This is a genomic window from Bradyrhizobium erythrophlei (assembly GCF_042430365.1).
Lineage (GTDB): Bacteria > Pseudomonadota > Alphaproteobacteria > Rhizobiales > Xanthobacteraceae > Bradyrhizobium > Bradyrhizobium erythrophlei.
In genome coordinates, this window is sequence record NZ_JBHMET010000154.1 from 19,866 (window position 1) to 40,159 (window position 20,294).

Annotated in this window: 20 protein-coding genes and 1 pseudogene; 13 read left to right on the plus strand and 8 right to left on the minus strand. The window is 65.5% G+C overall.

The annotated features are described in order from the left end of the window. Positions 1-11 precede the first annotated feature (11 nt). Together rdgB and hemW are read left to right on the plus strand one after the other, a co-directional pair. On the plus strand, positions 12-647 hold the full coding sequence (gene rdgB, locus ACFFWD_RS23495; protein ID WP_376968991.1) for an RdgB/HAM1 family non-canonical purine NTP pyrophosphatase: 636 nt from the start codon (positions 12-14) through the stop codon (positions 645-647). Next, positions 634-1,791 (plus strand): radical SAM family heme chaperone HemW, encoded by a 1,158-nt coding sequence (gene hemW / locus ACFFWD_RS23500; RefSeq protein WP_376968993.1) that lies wholly within the window; start codon positions 634-636, stop codon positions 1,789-1,791. The genes rdgB and hemW overlap by 14 nt, the downstream gene beginning before the upstream one ends. Here the strand turns inward: hemW and ACFFWD_RS23505 are convergent. Further along, complete coding sequence (locus ACFFWD_RS23505) at positions 1,788-2,999, minus strand: penicillin-binding protein activator (protein WP_376968995.1); 1,212 nt, start codon at positions 2,997-2,999, stop codon at positions 1,788-1,790. The genes hemW and ACFFWD_RS23505 overlap by 4 nt on opposite strands. Positions 3,000-3,218: 219 nt before the next feature. Between ACFFWD_RS23505 and rsmI the strand changes: the two genes are divergently transcribed. The 8 genes and pseudogenes from rsmI to ACFFWD_RS23545 all read left to right on the plus strand — a co-directional run bounded on the left by rsmI (position 3,219) and on the right by ACFFWD_RS23545 (position 13,497). Then, entirely contained in the window at positions 3,219-4,184 is a 966-nt protein-coding gene (gene rsmI, locus ACFFWD_RS23510; RefSeq protein ID WP_376968997.1) for a 16S rRNA (cytidine(1402)-2'-O)-methyltransferase, read from the plus strand. Next, the gene (locus tag ACFFWD_RS23515) at positions 4,171-4,554 is read left to right on the plus strand and encodes a YraN family protein (protein WP_376968999.1); all 384 of its coding nucleotides are present in this window, start codon (positions 4,171-4,173) and stop codon (positions 4,552-4,554) included. The genes rsmI and ACFFWD_RS23515 overlap by 14 nt, the downstream gene beginning before the upstream one ends. Before the next feature lie 31 nt (positions 4,555-4,585). Continuing rightward, entirely contained in the window at positions 4,586-5,533 is a 948-nt protein-coding gene (gene gshB, locus ACFFWD_RS23520; RefSeq protein WP_376969001.1) for a glutathione synthase, read from the plus strand. Positions 5,534-5,711: 178 nt separating this feature from the next. Then, the gene (locus ACFFWD_RS23525; RefSeq protein ID WP_376969003.1) at positions 5,712-6,683 is read left to right on the plus strand and encodes an MBL fold metallo-hydrolase; all 972 of its coding nucleotides are present in this window, start codon (positions 5,712-5,714) and stop codon (positions 6,681-6,683) included. Positions 6,684-7,104: 421 nt separating this feature from the next. Next, positions 7,105-8,856 carry an adenylate/guanylate cyclase domain-containing protein gene (locus ACFFWD_RS23530; RefSeq protein WP_376969005.1) on the plus strand — a complete coding sequence of 584 codons (1,752 nt, stop codon included), beginning with the start codon at positions 7,105-7,107 and terminating at the stop codon, positions 8,854-8,856. Positions 8,857-8,959: 103 nt separating this feature from the next. Next, positions 8,960-10,478: pseudogene (locus ACFFWD_RS23535) on the plus strand (YifB family Mg chelatase-like AAA ATPase). 117 nt (positions 10,479-10,595) lie between these two features. Beyond that, positions 10,596-11,063 carry a hypothetical protein gene (locus tag ACFFWD_RS23540; protein WP_376969007.1) on the plus strand — a complete coding sequence of 156 codons (468 nt, stop codon included), beginning with the start codon at positions 10,596-10,598 and terminating at the stop codon, positions 11,061-11,063. 184 nt (positions 11,064-11,247) lie between these two features. After that, entirely contained in the window at positions 11,248-13,497 is a 2,250-nt protein-coding gene (locus tag ACFFWD_RS23545; protein ID WP_376969009.1) for a PAS domain-containing hybrid sensor histidine kinase/response regulator, read from the plus strand. A gap of 107 nt (positions 13,498-13,604) precedes the next feature. Here the strand turns inward: ACFFWD_RS23545 and coaA are convergent, their stop codons facing one another. The 7 genes from coaA to hisB form a co-directional block, all read right to left on the minus strand. Continuing rightward, positions 13,605-14,561 (minus strand): type I pantothenate kinase, encoded by a 957-nt coding sequence (gene coaA, locus ACFFWD_RS23550; RefSeq protein WP_376969011.1) that lies wholly within the window; start codon positions 14,559-14,561, stop codon positions 13,605-13,607. A 76-nt stretch (positions 14,562-14,637) separates the two neighbouring features. Continuing rightward, positions 14,638-14,961 (minus strand): phosphoribosyl-ATP diphosphatase, encoded by a 324-nt coding sequence (locus tag ACFFWD_RS23555; RefSeq protein ID WP_376969013.1) that lies wholly within the window; start codon positions 14,959-14,961, stop codon positions 14,638-14,640. A 94-nt stretch (positions 14,962-15,055) separates the two neighbouring features. Continuing rightward, positions 15,056-15,832, minus strand: a complete 777-nt coding sequence (hisF, locus tag ACFFWD_RS23560) for an imidazole glycerol phosphate synthase subunit HisF (RefSeq protein WP_376969015.1) — start codon at positions 15,830-15,832, stop codon at positions 15,056-15,058. Positions 15,833-15,835: 3 nt separating this feature from the next. Next, complete coding sequence (gene hisA / locus ACFFWD_RS23565; protein ID WP_376969017.1) at positions 15,836-16,579, minus strand: 1-(5-phosphoribosyl)-5-[(5-phosphoribosylamino)methylideneamino]imidazole-4-carboxamide isomerase; 744 nt, start codon at positions 16,577-16,579, stop codon at positions 15,836-15,838. After that, positions 16,576-17,226, minus strand: a complete 651-nt coding sequence (gene hisH / locus ACFFWD_RS23570) for an imidazole glycerol phosphate synthase subunit HisH (protein WP_376969019.1) — start codon at positions 17,224-17,226, stop codon at positions 16,576-16,578. The genes hisA and hisH overlap by 4 nt, the downstream gene beginning before the upstream one ends. Then, positions 17,223-17,756: a DUF2628 domain-containing protein gene (locus ACFFWD_RS23575; protein ID WP_376969021.1), complete on the minus strand. Its 534-nt coding sequence runs from the start codon at positions 17,754-17,756 to the stop codon at positions 17,223-17,225. Before ACFFWD_RS23575 ends, hisH begins: the two co-directional genes overlap by 4 nt. An 87-nt stretch (positions 17,757-17,843) precedes the next feature. Beyond that, on the minus strand, positions 17,844-18,437 hold the full coding sequence (gene hisB, locus ACFFWD_RS23580) for an imidazoleglycerol-phosphate dehydratase HisB (protein ID WP_376969023.1): 594 nt from the start codon (positions 18,435-18,437) through the stop codon (positions 17,844-17,846). 182 nt (positions 18,438-18,619) lie between these two features. On the opposite strand from hisB, the gene hslV reads away from it, so the two are divergent. Genes hslV through ACFFWD_RS23595 form a run of 3 tightly spaced genes read left to right on the plus strand, consistent with a single transcriptional unit; the run spans position 18,620 to position 20,258 of the window. Further along, positions 18,620-19,177: an ATP-dependent protease subunit HslV gene (hslV, locus tag ACFFWD_RS23585; RefSeq protein WP_376969025.1), complete on the plus strand. Its 558-nt coding sequence runs from the start codon at positions 18,620-18,622 to the stop codon at positions 19,175-19,177. A gap of 2 nt (positions 19,178-19,179) precedes the next feature. Then, entirely contained in the window at positions 19,180-19,665 is a 486-nt protein-coding gene (locus ACFFWD_RS23590; protein ID WP_376969027.1) for a GNAT family N-acetyltransferase, read from the plus strand. Beyond that, positions 19,662-20,258: a DUF2585 domain-containing protein gene (locus ACFFWD_RS23595; RefSeq protein ID WP_376969029.1), complete on the plus strand. Its 597-nt coding sequence runs from the start codon at positions 19,662-19,664 to the stop codon at positions 20,256-20,258. The genes ACFFWD_RS23590 and ACFFWD_RS23595 overlap by 4 nt, the downstream gene beginning before the upstream one ends. Positions 20,259-20,294 lie beyond the last annotated feature (36 nt).

Here is a 20,294-nt window from a genome sequence, read left to right on the forward strand (position 1 = left end):
TCAGATTGGCCATGCACCGCCGAATCACCGGAAAGCTCGTCATTGCGACCCATAATCCCGGCAAGCTGGCCGAGATGCGGGAACTGCTGGCGCCACACGGCGTCGAGGCGGTGTCGGCGGGCGAGCTCGACCTCTCTGAGCCCGAGGAAACCGGCGACAATTTTCGTTCCAACGCCGCGATCAAGGCCATCGCGGCGGCCAAGGCCGCGGGACTACCAGCCTTTGCCGACGATTCGGGTATCGTGGTCGATGCGCTCGATGGCGCGCCCGGCATCTATTCGGCGCGCTGGGCCGGCGAGACCAAGGACTTCATGGCGGCGATGACGCGGATCGAGCGCCTGCTGCAAGAGCGCGGCGCCACCACCCCGGACAAGCGAGGGGCGCACTTCGTCTCCGCGCTCTGCGTGGCCTGGCCGGACGGTCATCTCGAAGAGGTCGAGGCCCGTGTCGATGGAACCCTGGTCTGGCCGCCGCGCGGCACCGCCGGCTTCGGCTACGATCCGGCCTTCCTGCCGGACGGACACGCGCGTACCTTCGGCGAGATGACGAGCATCGAAAAACACGGCCTGCCGCCGCTCGGGCTTGGCCTGTCGCATCGTGCCCGCGCCTTCGTCAAGCTCGCGGAGATCTGCCTTGAGCCGCGCTGAACGAGCAGCCTTCGGCGTCTACGTGCACTGGCCGTTTTGCCTGTCGAAATGCCCGTATTGCGACTTCAACAGCCATGTCCGGCATGCGCCCGTCGACGAAGAGCGCTTCGTGCGCGCCTTCGCCCGCGAGATCGAGACGACGGCTTCGCGCATACCCGGACGCGAGGTCTCCTCGATCTTCCTCGGCGGCGGCACGCCCTCGCTGATGCAGCCTGAGACCGTCGGCGCGGTGCTCGACGCGATCGGCAAGCACTGGTCCGTCGCGCGCAACGTCGAGGTCACGCTGGAAGCGAATCCGACCAGCGTCGAGGCGACGCGGTTTCGCGGCTATCGCGCAGCCGGCGTCAACCGCGTCTCGCTCGGCGTGCAGGCGCTCGACGACGCATCGCTGAAGGCGCTCGGGCGCCTGCACACCGCGCGCGAGGCGCTCGATGCTGTCGCGATCGCACGCAGCGCATTCGACCGCTACTCGTTTGACCTGATCTATGCACGTCCGGATCAGACGCCGCAGATGTGGGCAACCGAATTGAAGCAGGCGATTGCGGAAGCCGCCGAGCATCTGTCGCTCTACCAGCTCACCATCGAAGAGGGCACGCCGTTCTTCGGCCTGCACGCCGCGGGCAAGCTGCAGACACCGGATGAGGCGACGGCACGCGCGCTCTATGACGTCACGCAGGAGGTCTGCGCGCGCGAGGGACTGCCGGCTTACGAGATTTCCAACCACGCCCGCGCCGGCGCGGAGTGCCGGCACAATCTGGTCTATTGGCGCGGCGAGGAATATGCCGGCATCGGCCCCGGCGCGCATGGCCGCCTCGACATCGACGGCGTCAGGCACGCGACCGCGACGGAGAAGCGCCCCGAGGCCTGGCTGATGCGGGTCGAGACCAACGGACACGGCGTCGTCACCGACGACAGCCTCAACAGCGAAGAGCGCGCCGACGAATTCCTGCTGATGGGATTGCGGCTCGCCGAGGGCATCGATCCCAAGCGCTACACCGCGCTCTCCGGCCGCGCGCTCGATCCGCACCGGATCGCAACGCTGCGCGAGGAAGGCGCGATTGCTGTCGATGCCGACGGACGGCTGCGGGTGACGAAGTCAGGCTTTCCAGTGCTCGACGCTGTTGTTGCCGATCTCGCGGCCTAAGCGCCAAAGCTTTTCGGCGAGCCGGCAACCGGGGTGCCGCCGCCCGACGCCACCTTCATCACCGCGAGGCCGCGCTCATTGGTGCCGTCGGAGCGGAAGCGGAACAGACCGTCGATCCCGGCAAAGCCCGATGGATTGGTCAGCGTCTCCGCTGCAAAGCGCTGTGCACCCTGCGTACGCGCGAGCGCCGCGACCAGCGCCACCGCGTCGTAAGCGAGCGTTGCCGTGCGCACCGGTTCACCGCCGAACTTGGCGCGGTAACGGTTGGCGAAGCTGCGGAAGCCGGACGGATCGGGGGCGGCGTAGAGACCGCCCTGCAGGACCGGGCTCGCGAACACCCGCGGATTGTCCCACAGCCCGGTGCCGAGCAACTGGGTATTGCGCAAATTCGCGCCGGCCGCCGTCAGCGCATCGGCGGTCGCCACCACCGAATCACCGTCGTCGGCGAGCAAGAGCGCATCGGCCTGGCCGAGCGCCTGCGCCACCGACCGTGCCGCCGTCGCGCGGTCGGCGCCATATTTCTCGAATGCCACGACGCGGCCGTTCTTGCGGCCGACCGCCTGCTTGAAGGCGGCTTCGACCACGTTGCCATAGGCGTTGTCGGGCACCAGCGCCGCAAACGAACGCTTCCCGGTGCCCGCGGCGTAATCGACGATCCGGTTGACGTCGGATTCCGGCAGGAAGCTCAACAGATACACGCCGCGGCCGGCCACGCTGGAGTCGGTCGAGAACGCGATCACGGACGTCCCGCGGGTGCGCGTCAGCTGGGCGGTGGCCGGCACCGAGCCGGCGAACAGCGGCCCCAGAATGATCTCCGCGCCTTCCGTCAGCGCCTGCTGGGTTCCCTGCGCCGCGCCCTGCGGGCTGCCGGCATCGTCCTTGATCAGGAGCTGGATGTTCGGGTTCTGGAACTCGGCCAGCGCCATTTCGGCGGCGTTCTTCATCGATTGCGCCGCTACGCCGGCATTGCCGGACGCCGACAGCGGCAGGATCAGGCCGACCTTGACCTGCCCGGTCCCGACAGCCTGCGGCTGCTGCGGCGGACCGGACGGGGTGGCGTCCTGGCCGCCGAACGGGTTGGAAAACTGGCTGAGGCTCTGCTGCACGCTGGAGCAGGCCGACAAGAGCGGCGCGCCAACGATAAGGCCAAGCGCCGTCCGCCGGGTTGCGCCCGACGGCTGAGACTTGCGGTTATGCGGGCCCACCATCGTATCTCTTCTCTTGACCGACCGTGATCGGCCAGGACTCCATCCAACCATGATGAGGAGGATGGATTCAGGCATATTGTCGGCGAATAGTTAACCAAAACAATAGGATTGTGGCCTCGCGGCGCCAGTGCCGGAGCTCACTTTTCTCGACAGCGATGCTTTCGGCACACACCCCCTCCCGATGTGGCGTAAGCACTGCCGTCCCTCTAGATTGGCATTATGCGCCCAAAAGCTAGTTCCCCATACGGCTCCGAAGCTCCCGCGGGTTCTGCAAACAGAACTTTTTCCATCGCGGGCCAACTGCTTGCCGCGCCAAGGGCGGCCGCGGGGCTGCATCTGGTCGCGACCCCGATCGGCAATCTCGGCGATATCACCCTGCGCGCACTGGAGACGCTGGCCGGCGTCGACATCATCGCCTGCGAGGACACCCGGATCACCCGCCGCCTGACCGAGCGCTATGCGATCACGGCCGAGCTGAAGCCCTATCACGAACACAATGCCGCGCAGGCGCGACCAAGGATCCTGGAGCGGCTGGCGCAGGGCGCCTCGATCGCGCTGGTCTCGGACGCCGGCACGCCTTTGATCTCCGATCCGGGCTTCAAGCTGGTGCGCGAGGTCTGCGCTGCCGGGCACCAGGTCATCGCAGTGCCGGGACCGTCGTCGGTGTTGACCGCGCTGTCGGTGGCGGCGCTGCCGACCGACCGGTTCTTCTTCGAAGGCTTCCTGCCGGCGAAGGAGCACGCCCGGCGCACCCGGCTTGCGGAGCTCGCCCGGATCGATGCAACGCTCGTGATGTTCGAATCCGGCAATCGCGTACAGGATAGCTTGCGCGATCTCGCCGCCGCCATGGGCACGCGCGACGCCGCGATCTGCCGCGAACTGACCAAGGTGCATGAGGACATCCAGCGCGCGCCGCTCGCCGAGCTCGCCGCGCGCGCGGGCGGCCTGGAAACGCGCGGCGAGTTCGTGCTGGTGGTTGGCCCGCCGGCGGACAATGCCGGCGTGATGGCCGAGGACGCACTCGATGATTTGTTGCGCGCGCAGCTCGCAGGCGGCAGCGTCAAGGATGCCGTTGCGCATGCCGTCGAACTGTCCGGCCGGCCGCGCCGCGAGGTCTATGCCCGTGCGCTGGAGCTCGCCAAGGATCTAGTCAAGGACCTCAGGGGCGACGATGGCCAAGACTGACAGCGCCTCTCCCGAACGCGTCGCCGCGTTTCGCACCGGGCTCTCGGCCGAAAGCCGCGCCGCCGCCTATTTGATGGCGAAGGGCTACCGCATCCTCGCAAAACGCTTCAAGACGCCCTATGGCGAGATCGACCTGGTGGCGCGCCGGCGCAATCTGATCGCCTTCATCGAGGTCAAGGCCCGTGCCAGCCTCGATGACGCCGCCTATGCGGTGACGCCGCGCCAGCAGCAGCGCATCATTGATGCCGCGCAGGCCTGGCTGATGGCGCATCCCGAGCATGCGGAATTTGATCTCAGATTCGATGCCGTCCTGATTGCGCCGAAGCGCCTGCCGCGCCATCTGTTAGCAGCATTCGACGCAAGCCCTTAAGAATTTCTCCAGACCCCGCGGGATACGCCTCATGAAATTGAACGTCGCCGTCCAGATGGACCCCATCGCGCGCATCAACGTCCGCGGCGATTCGACCTTTGCCCTGCTGCTTGAAGCGCAGAAGCGCGGCCACGGCATTTCCTATTACACACCGGACAAGCTGTCGCTGCGCGGCGGCGAGCTGGTGGCGCCGGTGCAGCTTCTGACCGTGCGCGACGATGTCGACAACCACTTCGCGCTGGGCGAGCCGAAGCGCGAGCCGCTGAACGCCTTCGACGTCATACTGCTGCGGCAGGACCCGCCGTTCGATCTCGCCTACATCACCTCGACGCATCTCCTCGAGAGCATTCATCCCAAGACATTGGTCGTCAACGATCCTGCCAGCGTGCGCAATGCGCCGGAAAAGCTGTTCGTGATGAATTTCCCGCAGCTGATGCCGCCGACGCTGATCTCGCGCGATCTCGACGAGATCAACGCATTCCGCGATCAGCATGGCGCCGTCGTCATTAAGCCGTTGCACGGCCATGGCGGAGCGGCCGTGTTTCGCGTCATGCCGCAGGACATGAATTTCGGCTCGCTGTTCGACATGTTCTCGGTCACCTTCAAGGAGCCATGGGTGATTCAGCGCTTCCTCCCCGAGGTGAAGCATGGCGACAAGCGCATCATCCTGGTCGACGGAGAATTCGCCGGCGCCGTCAACCGCGTGCCGGCGCCCGACGATTTGCGCTCCAACATGGTGCGCGGTGGCGCGGCGCAGGCGACTGAACTCTCCCCGCGCGAGCGCGAAATCTGCGCGACGCTCGGGCCTGCATTGCGCGAGCGTGGGCTCTTGTTCGTCGGCATCGACGTGATCGACGGCAACCTCACCGAGATCAACGTCACCTCGCCCACGGGCATCCGCGCGGTCCAACGGCTCGGCGGCCCGGATATCGCCGCCCGGATCTGGGACGCCATCGAAGCGAAGCGCGCCGCGAAATAGGCGTTCCCTTCTGCGTTGCACAGTAGAGTCTTTTCTACTGTGCGCACTTCACGGAATCTGATTCCACTTGCCAGCTTCCGCGGGCGGGCGCAGCATGCGTGCACCCGCGACAGGTCAAGCGGCGGATCAGCGCGGGCGACAACGCGAAAAATCCCAAAAGAACCGTGGAGGAAGACGTATGACGCTCAATGTCTCACGACGATCCTTGCTCGCGCTTGGTGCCGGCCTCGGCGCCAGCGCCATGTTCGGCGGCAGCGCGCTGGCGCGGGCTCCGAAGCTCGGCACGCAAACTCCCTATTGGCACCGCTTCATTCTCGGCGATGCCGAGGTGACGGTCGTGTCCGACGGTCCGCTTCCGCTCGGCCCTCCCAAAGGAACGTTCGTCGGCGTGCCGGACGATGAAGTGAAGAAGATCCTCTCCGACAACTTCCTCTCGCCCGAGAACGTCGTGCTCGAGCAGAATTCGCCGATCGTCAACACCGGCGACAAGCTGATTCTGTTCGACACCGGCATGGGCACGTCGAAGGCGTTCGGCCCGACCACCGGCCGCCAGCAAAAGAGCATGGCAGAAGCCGGCATCAAGCCGGAGCAGATCGACGCGGTGGTGTTCTCGCACGCACATATCGATCACATCGGCGGCGTGGTCGGTGAAGACGGCAAGCCGCTGTTCCCGAACGCGCAGTATTACATCGCCCAGAGCGATTTCGATTTCTGGACCGATGAAGGCAAGCTCGGCAGCCCGCTGAAGGACTTCGTCATCCACGCGCGCAAGAATCTCATGCCGATCCGCGACCGCCTGGTGTTCTTCAAGGACGGCCAGGAGTTCCTGCCCGGCGTGCAGGCGATCGCCGCGCCCGGTCACACCGTGGGCCACACCATCTTCATGGTGACGTCTTCAGGCAAATCGTTCTGCTTCCTCGGCGACCTCTCGCACCATGCGGTGCTCCTGCTCGAGAAGCCGCGGATGGAATTCTCCTACGACACCGACCCGAAGCAGGCGGCGGCGACGCGGGTGAAGCTGCTCGATATGCTCGCGGCCAACAAGACCGCGGTGATGTCCTACCACTTCGCCTGGCCCGGCTATGGCCATGTCGCCAAGATCGGCGAAGGGTTCCACTATTACCCCGAACCGATGCAGATGTCGTTGTAAAGAAACAGCTTCCGGGCGCCGCGTAGCACCGGCGCCCGCAGGCGTAATGCTGCAAAATCTCGGTTGCGGCACAGAGACCGCCCAATTCACAGTTCGAAATCAGCCTCGACCCGGATCCACGTGAGCCGGGCGCGCGGCGCGAGCGCGCGCCCGAGATCGCGTCCGCCGCAGGCGGACATCATTTGCTTAAGTGACATCCCTTTGATCTGGGCTCAATTAGCCATCCGATCTTCAGAGATTGACAATTAACCCGGAAGATCGCTGGGGCGCCGACCGGCTGATTTTCTCAATGGCAGACCGCACCAGGCGCGGGCGCACATCGACCCGGTGCGCCCATTTTGGTAATCTGCGTCCCCCATGGCGGGATTGTTCGATTTCGAGAGAGGCCACGGGGCAGCGCATTGGTTGAGCGGTTGGAGCCGTGAGCGAAACGCGAAAACTCGCAGCCATCCTTGCCGCCGACGTCGTCGGCTTCAGCCGACTTGCCGCGATAGATGAGGATCGTACGCTGGCACGGTTGCGCGCGCTGCGCAGTGAGGTGATCGATCCCGTAGTCGCCGTCCATCGCGGGAGAGTGGTCAAGCGGACGGGTGATGGCGCCATCGTCGAGTTTCGCAGTGCTGTGGACGCGGTGCGCTGCGCGGTCGAAATCCAGACTGTCATGGTCGAGCGCAATACCGGTGTGGCCGCAGACCAGCGCATCGACTTTCGGATCGGCATTCATATCGGTGACGTCGTTGAAGAAGCCGACGGCGATCTGATGGGCGACGGCGTCAACATCGCGGCACGGTTGGAAAGTGTCGCCGCGCCCGGCGGCATCTCCATTTCCGAAGATGCCTGGCGACAGGTGAGCGGAAAGGTGAATGCAACGTTCGTTGATCGCGGGGAGACGCGTCTCAAGAATATCCCGCGTCCAATCCGAGTCTACAGCATCGATCTGGGCAGAAGGTCTGCGGGGCCGTTGGAGTCCGTCTCCCCTTCCTCCTCCGATACGCCATCGATCGCCGTCCTTCCGTTCCAGAACATGAGCGGCGACGCCGAACAGGACTATTTCTGTGACGGCCTTGTTGAGGACATCGTCACGACCTTCTCGAAACTTGCTGGATTACGGGTCATCGCCCGCAATTCCACGTTCCTTTACAAGGGAAAGTCGGTCGACGTTCGCGAAGTTGCGCAGCAGCTCGGCGCCCGTTACGTGCTCGAAGGAAGCGTGCGCAAATCCGGGCATCGCATTCGAGTTACTGCCCAGTTGATCGACGCCAAGGACGGCTCGCATATCTGGGCCGAACGGTACGACCGCGCTGTTGAGGACATCTTTGCGATCCAGGACGAAATCACCCTCGTCCTTGCCACGGATATGCAAGTCAAGCTCACGGAAGGTGAGCAAGCACGGCTGCACTACACGACGACGTGTAACGTGGAAGCCTGGTCGCTATGGACGCAGGGGCTTTCCCTCTACCGGCAGGCGGTCTCAAAAGACAATATGGGTCGGGCCCTTGCCCTGTGGCAAAAAGCCCTGGCGCTGGATCCGTCCTCGGCGCCGCTCAATGCGATGGTCGGGTTCGCCCACTGCGCCGATGCGCGCTTTGGCTGGTGGGACGATCGCTCGACTGCCCTGAGGAAAACTTGGGCGTATACCGCAAAGGCGCTCCAGCTCGACTCCGACAATCCGGACGCGCACACCGCCGCAAGTATTGCGCACATGATACAGGGGCAATTCGATGATGCCGTTCTGCACGCGCGCAGAGCCGTCGAGGTGGCTCCCGGCTCAGCCGACGCGGCGGTCCTGGCCTGTTTCGTGCTTGCATCGGCGGGGTATGCCCATGAGGCCGTGCCGCTGATCGAGAAAGCGATGATGCTCAGCCCACACTATCCCGCCAATTACCTCGGCCATCTTGGCAACGTCTACCGTCTGACCGGACAGTTCGAGAAGGCTATTTCCGCGTTCAAGGCCTTCGACGCACGTTCATCCGGGTTCGGACTGACCGATCTCGTCATCGCTTATCAGCAAACGGATCAGCCGGAGTTGGCGAAGGAAACCGCAAAGCGACTGCACGCGGTTCGACCGACCTTCACGGTGCGGAACTGGCTGAACACACAGTTCCGCCGGGACGAGGCCTTGCTGGAAGCCGAGGCGAACGCGCTGCGTGCCGCGGGCCTCCCTGACGGTTGACGACCCTCGCGCCGCACCTATCCGACGCCAACGCGCTTCTGTTCCCGTATTGTTCTTGCGCTGGCCGGCCAGTTCCGCTACCTTTTCGGAATGAAGGGGCAGCATGGTCCAGCGCGTTTCCACCGTCGCTTTCGAGGGGATTGAGGCCCGCGCGGTCGACGTCCAGGTGCAGGTGGCGCCGGGGCTACCCGCCTTTGCGATCGTCGGACTTCCCGACAAGGCGGTGTCGGAGGCGCGGGAGCGGGTGCGCTCGGCGCTGATCGCCTCGGGGCTCGCGCTGCCGGCCCGCCGGATCATCGTCAACCTCGCGCCCGCCGATCTGCCCAAGGAAGGCAGCCACTACGACCTGCCGATCGCGCTCGGGCTGCCCGCCGGATGCGCTCAACGGCTTCACCGTGCTCGGCGAGCTCGGGCTCGACGGCTCGATCGCGCCAGTCGCCGGCGTGCTGCCGGCCGCAATCGGCGCCAATTCGCGCGACGAGGGGCTGATCTGCCCGGCGGCCTGCGGCTCGGAGGCCGCATGGGCGAGCCCGGACATCCAGATCATCGCCGCGCAATCGCTGATCCAGATCGCCAATCACTTCAAGGGCACGCAGGTCCTGTCACGCCCGCAGCCGAAGGTGCATGAGCGCGAGGAGGCGCTCTTGGACCTGCGCGACATCAAGGGCCAGGAGAGCGCGAAACGGGCGCTCGAGATCGCGGCCGCCGGCGGACATCATTTGCTGATGATCGGTTCGCCGGGCGCGGGCAAATCGATGCTCGCGGCGCGGCTGCCCTCGATCCTGCCGCCGCTGTCGCCGTCGGAGCTGCTCGAAGTGTCGATGATCGCCTCTGTCGCCGGCGAAATCCGCGACGGCGCGTTGACGGCGCGGCGCCCGTTTCGCGCACCTCATCATTCCGCCAGCATGGCCGCACTGACCGGCGGCGGCACGCGCGCCAGGCCCGGCGAGATCTCGCTTGCCCATCAGGGCGTGCTGTTCCTCGACGAGCTGCCGGAGTTCGATCCACGCGTGCTGGATTCGCTGCGCCAGCCGCTGGAGAACGGCGAGGTCGCGGTGTCGCGCGCCAACCACCGCGTCACCTATCCGGCGCGCTTCATGCTGGTCGCGGCGATGAACCCGTGCCGGTGTGGCCACGCCTATGAGCCCGGCTATTCCTGCAGGCATGCACCGATCGATCGCTGCACCGCCGACTACCAGATGCGGATCTCGGGTCCTCTGATGGACCGCATCGACTTGCGGATCGAGGTGCCGGCCGTGACCGCCGCCGATTTGATCCTGCCGCCGCCATCGGAAGGATCGGCCGAGGTCGCCGCGCGCGTCGCGGCGGCGCGCGGCATCCAGCTCGCGCGCTATGCCGCCGCCGGCATGCCGCATGTCCGCACCAATGCGGAAGCGCCGAGCGCATTGCTCGAGACCATCGCGCAGCCCGATGCGCAAGGGCAGAAGCTGCTGCGCGAAGCCGCCGAGACCATGCACCTCACCGCGCGCGGCTATCACCGCGTCCTGCGGGTGGCGCGCACGCTCGCCGATCTCGACGGTGCCGAGACGATCGGCCGGCTGCACCTCGCGGAAGCGCTGTCCTATCGTGCATTGGCCGACGACCTTCGCCGCGCGGCGTGATTTGTCCCGCTTGACGCCGAACGTCCGCCACGTCAACGCGACAGTAACCACTCTCATTTACGCTCGGCAAACCATAAGCGCCGCGATCTGCGGGGCTTGCTGGAAGCGAGTTGTGTCATGTTGCGTTTCAAGATTCTGGCCTCGGTGGTCCCACTGGCCGTGGCCGCGGTATTCGCGCGTGCCGAGTTCCTGCCCGGCCCGCGGCCCTGCATCGAGGTTGGCGGTGCGGCGATGCAGATCGCCTCGATCCCCTGGCTGGCCCAGTCTCACGTCAGCTTCACCGACGACCCAGGCCTCGCCACCGTCCGGGTCCAGATCGCCGACAGCGCGGAAGCGGCCGACTTCACCGTGATCGACGACATCGACGACACCGAGGCCGGCGCCTGCGAAGGCAACGCGGTGCCGCAACTCATCACGGTCTCCCGCAATCCGTCGGCCTCCGATCCCGTGATCTTTCTGTCGCATGATGGCCCGTCCGACTATCGCGTCTTCGTGCAGTCGAGGACGTTTTCGGCGCGCGATGCCGCAGCCTTGATCGTCGGCGCCCGCGGCAGCCATCGGCGCCTCCAAGCCGCGTCGCTCTAGCTTTGGGCCGCGACCCGCTTCCCGGATCAGGTGGGCGTTAACCTTTTGCTAACCCTGTTCTCAGCGGAGCGCAAATCGGCCACCAGCCTCAAGCACTTTGCAAGGTGACCGACCACATCGTCTTGAGCAGATACGGGGATGCGCATTGAGCGGCCTCTCACAACCAATCTCAGGGTCGTCATTGATGGGGCGTTTCTTCAGGATCAGGTTGCGCCTGCGCCGCTTCCTCCGGCGCCATCCCTGGATCACGCTCATCGTCCGCTCGTTCATGATATTCAGCGCCGCGTTCGGCGGCGCCTTTGGATTCATCTCGGGCGCCCTGTCGGACAAGAGCAACTACGATCCCAACAACTTCGCGATCGGCGTGAGCTTTCTGTTCGCGCTCGCCTGCCTCTGGATCGTGACCTTGGGCATTCGCCTGCGGCTGATGCGCAAGAAGCTGCGCACGATCGCCGTGCATAATGAAGCGATGGCGGACCGCAACTGGGAACTGCAGGAGGCGGAGCAGCGCGTCCGCAACCTGTTCGAGGCGCAAGGCGATCTGATCGTGCTGCGCGATGCCGAGGGCCGCATCACCTATGTCAACGATGCCTATTGCGCGCTGGCGCAGATGTCGCACGGTGACCTGATCGGCAGCACCGCCACCCTGAAGGTGCTCGAGCAGGGCGCTACCGCGCTCGAACCCAATGGCACCCGCGTCCACGACCAGAAGATCGAGGGGCCACTCGGTCCGCGCTGGATCGCGTGGCGCGAGGGCCTCGTGCGCAACGACGCCGGCGGCCCGGCGGAGATGCAGGGCGTCGGCCGCGACGTCACCGGTCGCACCGAGAGCGAGCGCGCGCTGGCCGAGGCCCGCGACCAGGCGGATGCCGCCAACCGTGCGAAGTCGCGTTTCCTTGCGATGGCGAGCCACGAGATCCGCACCCCACTCAACGGCATCATCGGCATGAGCGGGCTGTTGATGGATACGGCGCTGACGCCGGAACAGACGACCTACGTCAAGGCGGTCAAGACCTCAGGCGACGCGCTCATGTCGCTGATCGAGGAACTGCTGGATTACTCCAAGATCGAGGCCGGCAAAATCGATCTCGAGCATCGCGGCTTCGCGCTGTCGGCGCTGATCGAGGACATCACCGAATTGCTGGCGCCGCGCGCCCAGGCCAAGGGCATCGAGATCGCCGCCTATGTCGACGAGCGACTGCCGATGCAGGTGGTCGGCGACGCCGCGCGGCTGCGTCAGGTGCTGCTCAATCTCGCCGGCAATGCCATCAAGTTCACCGCGTCAGGCGGCGTCGCGCTGATCGTCGAGCCCGGCATCTGGCCGAACGAGATCAGCTTCCTGGTCCGCGACACCGGCATCGGCATCGCGCCGGAAGCCCAGCAGCGCATCTTCCGCGAATTCGAGCAGGCCGACGAGCGCATCGCGCGCAGCTATGGCGGCACAGGCCTCGGCCTCTCCATCAGCGATCGCATCGTCAAGCGAATGGGCGGACGGATCGCGCTCGCCAGCACGCCGGGCGCGGGCTCGACATTCGAGGTGTCCATCCCGCTCGGAGCCGACGGCGATGGCGAGGCCAAGACGTTCGCGGCGCCGGATCTTGCGGGCCAGTCGATCATGCTGGTCGCGCCGCAGAGCATCGAGACCTCGCTGATCTCGCGTCGGCTGGAGCGCTGGGGCGCGCAGACCTGCATGGTTGCCGATGCCGAGGTCGCCGAGGCGCTGCTGCCGGAACGGACCTGGCACGCGATCCTGATCGACCATGCGCTCGGCACCGCGGCGACGGAAACGCTCGCCAACGCGGCCCGCACCCATGCCACGCACCGGATCGTGATGTTCACGCCGGCGAAGCGCCAGGAGCTGCTTGGCTCCCCGGCCGCAAGTTTTACCGGCTATCTGGTCAAGCCGCTGCGCGCAGCCTCGCTCGCGGCGCGTCTGACCGCATCGCCCGAGATCGCAGCGCCCAGCCTTGCGATCGAGGCGCTGGCCGTGGCCGCCCCCGCAATGGCGCAGGCCGCGCCGTCGAAGCGGGGGCTCTCGATCCTGGTCGCCGAGGACAACGAGATCAACGCGCTGTTGATGCGCTCGCTGCTCGGCCGGCTCGGCCACAAGGCCACGATCACCACCAATGGCGAGGAGGCTCTGGAATCCTGGCTGTCGGCGAAATCCGCCGGCACGCCCTATGATCTCGTCCTGATGGATATCCAGATGCCACGCCTCAACGGCGTCGAAACCACCAAGCGCATCCGTACGCTCGAAGCCGGACAAGGCGGACGGCGGACGCCGATCCTGGCGTTGACCGCCAACACGCTGGTGGAAGATCGCTACGCCTGCTTCGAAGCCGGCATGGACGGCTTCCTGATCAAGCCGCTCGACCGCGAGAAGCTGGAAGAGGCGTTGGCGGCGCTGGCCGCGTCACGGCATCTCGCGGCCTAGGGCGCGATCTAACCAATCGTCATTGCGAGCTGAGTGAAGCGATCCATGGCGACGCACGCGGAGAGATGGTTTGCTTCGTCGCTCCGCTACTCGCAATGCCACGAGAACTACAGCCGCCGCAGCGCGACGGTTTCCACCGAGTGGTCGGCGCCCTTCTTCAGGATCAGCGTCGCCCGCGGCCGGGTCGGCAGGATGTTGTCCTCGAGATTGGCACGGTTGGTCCGCTCCCAGATCGCGATCGCGGTCGCGGTCGCTTCCTCGTCCGACAGCAGCGCGTAGCGGTGGAAGTAGGAGCGCGGGTCGGTGAACGCGGTGTCGCGCAGCGCCAGGAAGCGCTTCACATACCATTGCCGCAGCACCGGCTCCTCGGCATCGATATAGACCGAGAAGTCGAAGAAGTCGGAGACGACAGGCACCGCCTTGCCGTCACGCGGCAGCCGTCCGGTCTGCAGCACGTTGACGCCCTCAACGATCAGGATGTCGGGGCGGTCGACCTCGGTCCACTCGTTCGGCACGATGTCGTAGGTGAGATGCGAATAGACCGGCGCACGCACCGGCCGCCGCCCGGCCTTGATGTCGCTCAGGAACGACAGCAGCATCGGCAGATCGTAGCTCTCGGGGAAGCCCTTCTTCTGCAGGATGCCTTGCGCCTCGAGCACGGCCTTCGGGAACAGGAAGCCGTCAGTCGTCACCATTTCGACCCTGGGCCGCGGCGACCAGCGCGCCAGCAGCGCCTGAAGCACGCGTGCAGTGGTCGACTTGCCGACCGCCACCGAACCGGCGACACCGATGATGTAGGGCACCTTGCGGTCACGAATGCCGAGGAACTGGCGTTGCGCCTGATAGAGCCGGTGTGTGGCATCGACATAGATCGACAACAACCGCGACAGCGGCAGGTAGATGTCCTCGACCTCCTTCAGGTCGAGGCGGTCGTGCAGCGATCGCAACCGCTCGAATTCACCCGGCTCCAGCGTCATCGGCGTGTCGTCACGCAGCCGCGCCCACTGCTCGCGCGAGAAGACCCGGTACGGATTGTACTGTTGCTCAGGTGCCCTGACATCCATGACGCGGCCCTCTCGTATCCCTCGCTTGGCGCATGATCTTCCCGGAACGCCGCTGTCGGTTGTTCCGGATCATGCGCTAGTCGCGCTTGCGCGACGCCTTCTCTTCCAGCCCGGACATCGACGTGCGCTTCTCCAGCGCCGCCTCGACATCTTCCAGCTTCACGCTACGTGACTTCAACAGGACCAGCAGGTGAAACACGAGATCGGCGCTCTCGGCGATCAGGTGATCGCGATCGTTCTCGATCGCGGCAATCACTGTCTCGACCGCTTCCTCGCCCAGCTTCTTGGCACAGTGCTCCGCGCCCTTGTCGAGCAGCTTGCGGGTGTAGGACGCCTCCCCGCCCGTCTCAGCGCGGGCATCGATGGTGGCGGCGAGATCATGGACCGTGAAACGCGACATCAACTCAACTCAAGCACAAGCGCCGGCACCGACAGGGTGCCATCCCCAAGGTGGGGACTTAGCACTTTTGTGACAAGGAGTCCCAAATCACGCGCTACGGATCGAGGCGCATCGGCAGGCCGGCGCGCACCATATGATCCTTGGCTTGGCGGATGGTAAATTCGCCGAAGTGGAATATCGAGGCCGCCAGCACGCCGGTGGCGTGACCCTCACGGACGCCGTCGACCAGGTGGTCGAGATTGCCGACGCCGCCGGAGGCAATGACCGGTACGGGAACACTGTCCGCGATCGCCCGGGTCAGCGGCAGGTCGAAACCCTGGCGGGTGCCGTCCCGGTCCATCGAGGTCAAGAGGATCTCGCCGGCGCCGAGCGCCACCACCTCCTGGGCATATTCGATGGCGTCGATCCCGGTCTCCTTGCGCCCGCCATGGGTGAAGATCTCCCAGCGGTCCGAACCGCCGGGGCGCTTGACCCGCTTGGCGTCGATCGCAACCACGATGCATTGCTCGCCGAACTTCTCTGCGGCTTCCTTGACGAATTCGCGGCGGCTGACGGCGGCGGAATTGATCGAGACCTTGTCGGCACCGGAGCGCAGCAGGGTCTTGATGTCGTCGACGGTGCGCACCCCGCCGCCGACGGTCAGCGGCATGAAGCAGGCCTCCGCGGTCCGCCGCACCACGTCCAGCATAATGCCGCGGTTTTCATGGGTGGCGGTGATGTCGAGGAAGGTGAGCTCGTCGGCGCCGGCGGCGTCATAGGCGATCGCGGCCTCCACCGGATCGCCGGCGTCGCGCAGGTCGACGAAGTTGACCCCCTTGACCACCCGGCCGTCCTTCACGTCGAGACAGGGGATCACGCGAACCTTGAACATGCTCTACTCCTGGGCGGTTCGGGCGTTCTTGATCAGCTCAAGCGCGGCGGCCGGATCGAGCCGGCCGTCATAGAGGGCGCGGCCGACGATGGCACCCGCAAGTTTGCCGGCGCGCGGCTCGAGCAGCGCCTTGACGTCGTCGATCGAGGCGAAGCCGCCAGAGGCGATCACCGGGATCGAGATGCGGTCGGCGAGCACGATCGTCGCGTCGAGGTTGAGGCCCTTGAGCAGGCCGTCGCGCGCGATGTCGGTGAAGATGATCGCGGCGACGCCGGCATCCTCGAAGCGCTGCGCGATCTCGAGCGCGGTGACATGCGAGGTCTCGGCCCAGCCCTCGACCGCGACCTTGCCGTCGCGCGCATCGAGGCCGACCGCGACGCGGCCCGGAAACTTCTTCGCCGCGCCCTTCACGAGCTCGGGATCGCGCACCGCGGCGGTGCCGATGATGACGCGCGTGATGCCCTTCGCGAGCCAGGCCTCGATGGTCTTGAGATCGCGGATGCCGCCGCCGAGCTGCACCGGCATGGTGACCGCCTTGATCATCGCCTCGACCGCCTGCGCATTCATCGGCTTGCCGGCAAAGGCGCCATCAAGATCGACGACGTGCAGATATTCGAAGCCCTGCGCAGCGAAGGCACGGGCCTGCGCCGCCGGATCGAGATTGAACACGGTGGCGCGCGCCATGTCGCCCTGCTCCAGGCGCACGCACTGGCCGTTCTTCAGGTCAACCGCGGGAAAGAGGATCACGGCTTCCACTTCAAAAAGTTCGAGATCAGGGCCAGGCCGAAGCGCTGGCTCTTCTCCGGGTGAAACTGGGTACCGATCGCAGTGTCCTTGGCGACGATCGCGGTCACCGGCCCGCCATAGTCGGCGCGTGCCAGCACGTCCGCCTCATTGGCGGCATTGAGGTGATAGGAGTGCACGAAATAGGCGTGACGGCCCTTCGGTCCGAGCGGCAACCGCTCCAGCACCGGGTGCTCGTGGACGAGATCGAGCGTGTTCCAGCCCATATGCGGGATCTTCAGGTTTTCATCCCGCGGGGTGATCTTCTCGACGTCGCCCGCGATCCAGTTGAAGCCCTCGGTGATCACATGCTCCTTGCCGCGCGTCGCCATCAGCTGCATGCCGACGCAGATGCCGAAGAAAGGCCGCGCCTTGACGCGCACCGCTTCGGTGAGCGCCTCGAGCATCCCGTCGACCGCATCGACGCCGTGGCGGCAATCGGCGAAGGCGCCGACCCCGGGCAGCACGATCCGGTCGGCGCGGAACACCGCGTCGGGATCGCGCGTCACCATGATCTTCTGCGGGTCTTCCATGCTGCGCGAGGCGCGCTCGAAAGCCTTCGCCGCCGAATGCAGATTGCCGGAGCCGTAGTCGATGATGGCAACGCTCATCGCGATCCTCCTGGCTCTGGAAACAATCCGATAATGCCGCCTTGCGGCAGCGGCGGCGGCGGCTTTGAAAACGGTTGGCCCGGCACGCTCCGGGTCGGCGGCGGTGCACCACGATCGACCGACCATTGGTCATTGACGATGCCGCGATGCCGCGCCGCCCAGCGATCAAAGAAGCGGCGCTCGGCGGCCTCCTCGTCATCGGCGACGACGATATCGAGCTGGCGCCATTTGCGCCGCGACAGCGTCCAGCGCTGCAGGCTCGCCGCCTCGAAGCCGATCAACAGTGCCAGCACCAGATCGACGAGAAGGATCACACCACGGCCGACCCCGAGTTTTGCGAGGCCGACGTCGATGACGAGGGTCAGCAGGATCCAGCCGGTCAGCGCCAGCCACAGCCGGTGCCAGGCAAGCCAGACCACGCTCGCGAACGCGGCCCAGAAATGGAAGCCGTCGCGCACGAAGGTGAACTTGTCGGTCGCCGCAAGATCGGCGCCGTTGCCCACTGGGGCATGCACTGTGTAGACCGGCATCAAAAACTCCGCCGAGGATAGACTCTTTCTTTGAGCATGATCTTTTCGGAAAACCGGTACCCACTTTTCCGGATCATGCTCCAGAGGTCAGCCGCCGAGCTGACCCTTCGTCGAGGGCACTTCACCCTGGGCGCGCGGATCGATCGCGACCGCCGTACGGAGTGCCCTGGCCAAACCCTTGAAACAGGATTCGGCGATATGATGGCTGTTCTCGCCATATAGGGTCTCGACGTGCAAAGTCACGCCGGCGTTCATCGCGAACGCATTGAACCACTCGCGCACCAGCTCGGTATCGAACTCACCGATCTTGTCACGCGGGAATTCCGCCTTGAACACCAGCATCGGACGGCCCGAGACGTCGATCACGACGCGGGTGAGCGTCTCGTCCATCGGCATGTGGATCGAGGCATAGCGGGTGATGCCGGCCATGTTGCCGAGCGCCTGCTTCACGGCCTGGCCGAGCGCGATCCCGACGTCTTCGGTGGTGTGATGGTAATCGACATGGAGATCGCCATCGGCCTTCACCGCGATATCGATGCGCGAATGCCGGGCCAGGAGGTCGAGCATATGGTCGAAGAAGCCGATCCCGGTCGAAACCGTGGATACGCCTGCCCCGTCGAGGTTGACCGTCACCTCGATGTCGGTCTCCTTGGTCTTGCGCTTGATGGTTGCCGTGCGCATGAAAATGAGCTTTCCCGTGCCGAAAACGCCGGTCTTTTAACAGGCTGATGTCACCTTCGCTACTGCGGGATGACGCCGAAAAGCCCGAACTTCGGACCATGGTGACCGGAATTCCTTGCTAAATCGCCCGGATTGTAACCCCCTGCCCGACCGCCTAAATCTGCCCCCAGGAGAGGTATCCTATGCAAGCATCCCAAAATGAGCTGCCGGTCTGGCATGGCACCACGATCTGCTCCGTCCGCAAGGGCGGCAAGGTCGTGATCGGCGGCGACGGGCAGGTTTCGATCGGCCAGACCGTGATCAAGGCCAATGCCAAGAAGGTCCGCCGGATCGGCAAGGGCGACGTGATCGGCGGCTTCGCCGGCGCCACCGCCGACGCCTTCACCCTGTTCGAGCGGCTCGAAAGCAAGCTGGAGCAATATCCGGGGCAACTGACCCGGGCGGCCGTCGAACTGGCCAAGGACTGGCGCACCGACCGCTATTTGCGCCGGCTGGAGGCGATGATGATCGTGGCCGACAAGGACGTCTCGCTGGTCCTGACCGGCACCGGCGACGTGCTGGAACCCGAGGCGGGCGTGATGGCGATCGGCTCCGGCGGCAACTATGCGCTCGCCGCCGCCCGCGCGCTCATCGACACCGACAAGGACGCCGAGACCATCGTGCGCCGCGCGCTCGATATCGCCGCCGACATCTGCGTCTACACCAACCGCAATGTGACGATCGAATCGCTGGGCGGCTGAGCATGGCCGGCCCTTTCCGCTTCCGCCCGATGACGCGGGACGACCTGCCGCAGATCAAGCGGTGGCTGGCGTTGCCGCATGTCCGGGAGTGGTGGGGCGATCCGGCCGGGCAATACGCGCTGGTCAGCGGCGACCTCGACGAGCCGGCGATGGACCAGTTCATCGTCGCGACCGATCAGGGCGATATCGGCTATATCCAGTGCTACGATCTGACGGCGTGGAACGCCGGCTTCGGCACGCATCCGGCCGGCACGCGCGGCATCGATCTCTTCATCGGCGAGCCGACGATGATGGAGGGCGGCCACGGCTCGGCGCTGATCCGCGGCTTTGTCGAAGAGCGGTTGGCGCAAGGCGTGCCGCGCATCGTCATCGATCCCAATCCGGACAACCCGCGTGCGATCCGCGCCTATGAGAAGGCCGGCTTTCAGAAGGTGCGCATGATCGATACGCCAGACGGTCCGGCGCTCTTGATGGTTCGCGACGCATGACGCTCGCGCGCAAGCCCATCACCGCCGTATCAGCGTGGCAATGGCTCGCGATCGCGGCCGCGCTGCTCGCACTGCAGGCGACGCTGCTCTATGCGATGGGCCGCCTGCCGATCTGCGCCTGCGGTTATGTCAAACTCTGGCACGGCACGGTTCAGAGCTCGGAGAATTCGCAGCACATCGCCGATTGGTACACACCGTCGCATGTGCTGCATGGCCTGCTGTTCTACGGCCTGACCTTCCTCCTATTGCCGCGCCTCGCCTGGCCGGGGCGGCTGATTGTCGCGATGCTGATCGAGGGCAGCTGGGAGATCCTCGAGAACTCCAACTGGATCATCGAGCGCTATCGCGCCGGCACAATCTCGCTGGACTATTATGGCGACACCATCGTCAATTCGGTGTCGGACACGCTTGCGATGGTTTTCGGCTTCCTGCTGGCGCGCCAGCTGCCGATCGCCGCAACCGTCGCGCTCGGCATTTTTTTCGAAATCGTGATGCTGCTTCACATTCGCGACAATCTAACATTGAACATCATCATGCTGATCCACCCGTTCGAGGCGATCAGGCAGTGGCAGGCCGGGCCGCCCATCATTTAGTGGGTCATGCCTTGGCCGGAGACTGCCGCTTGCCGA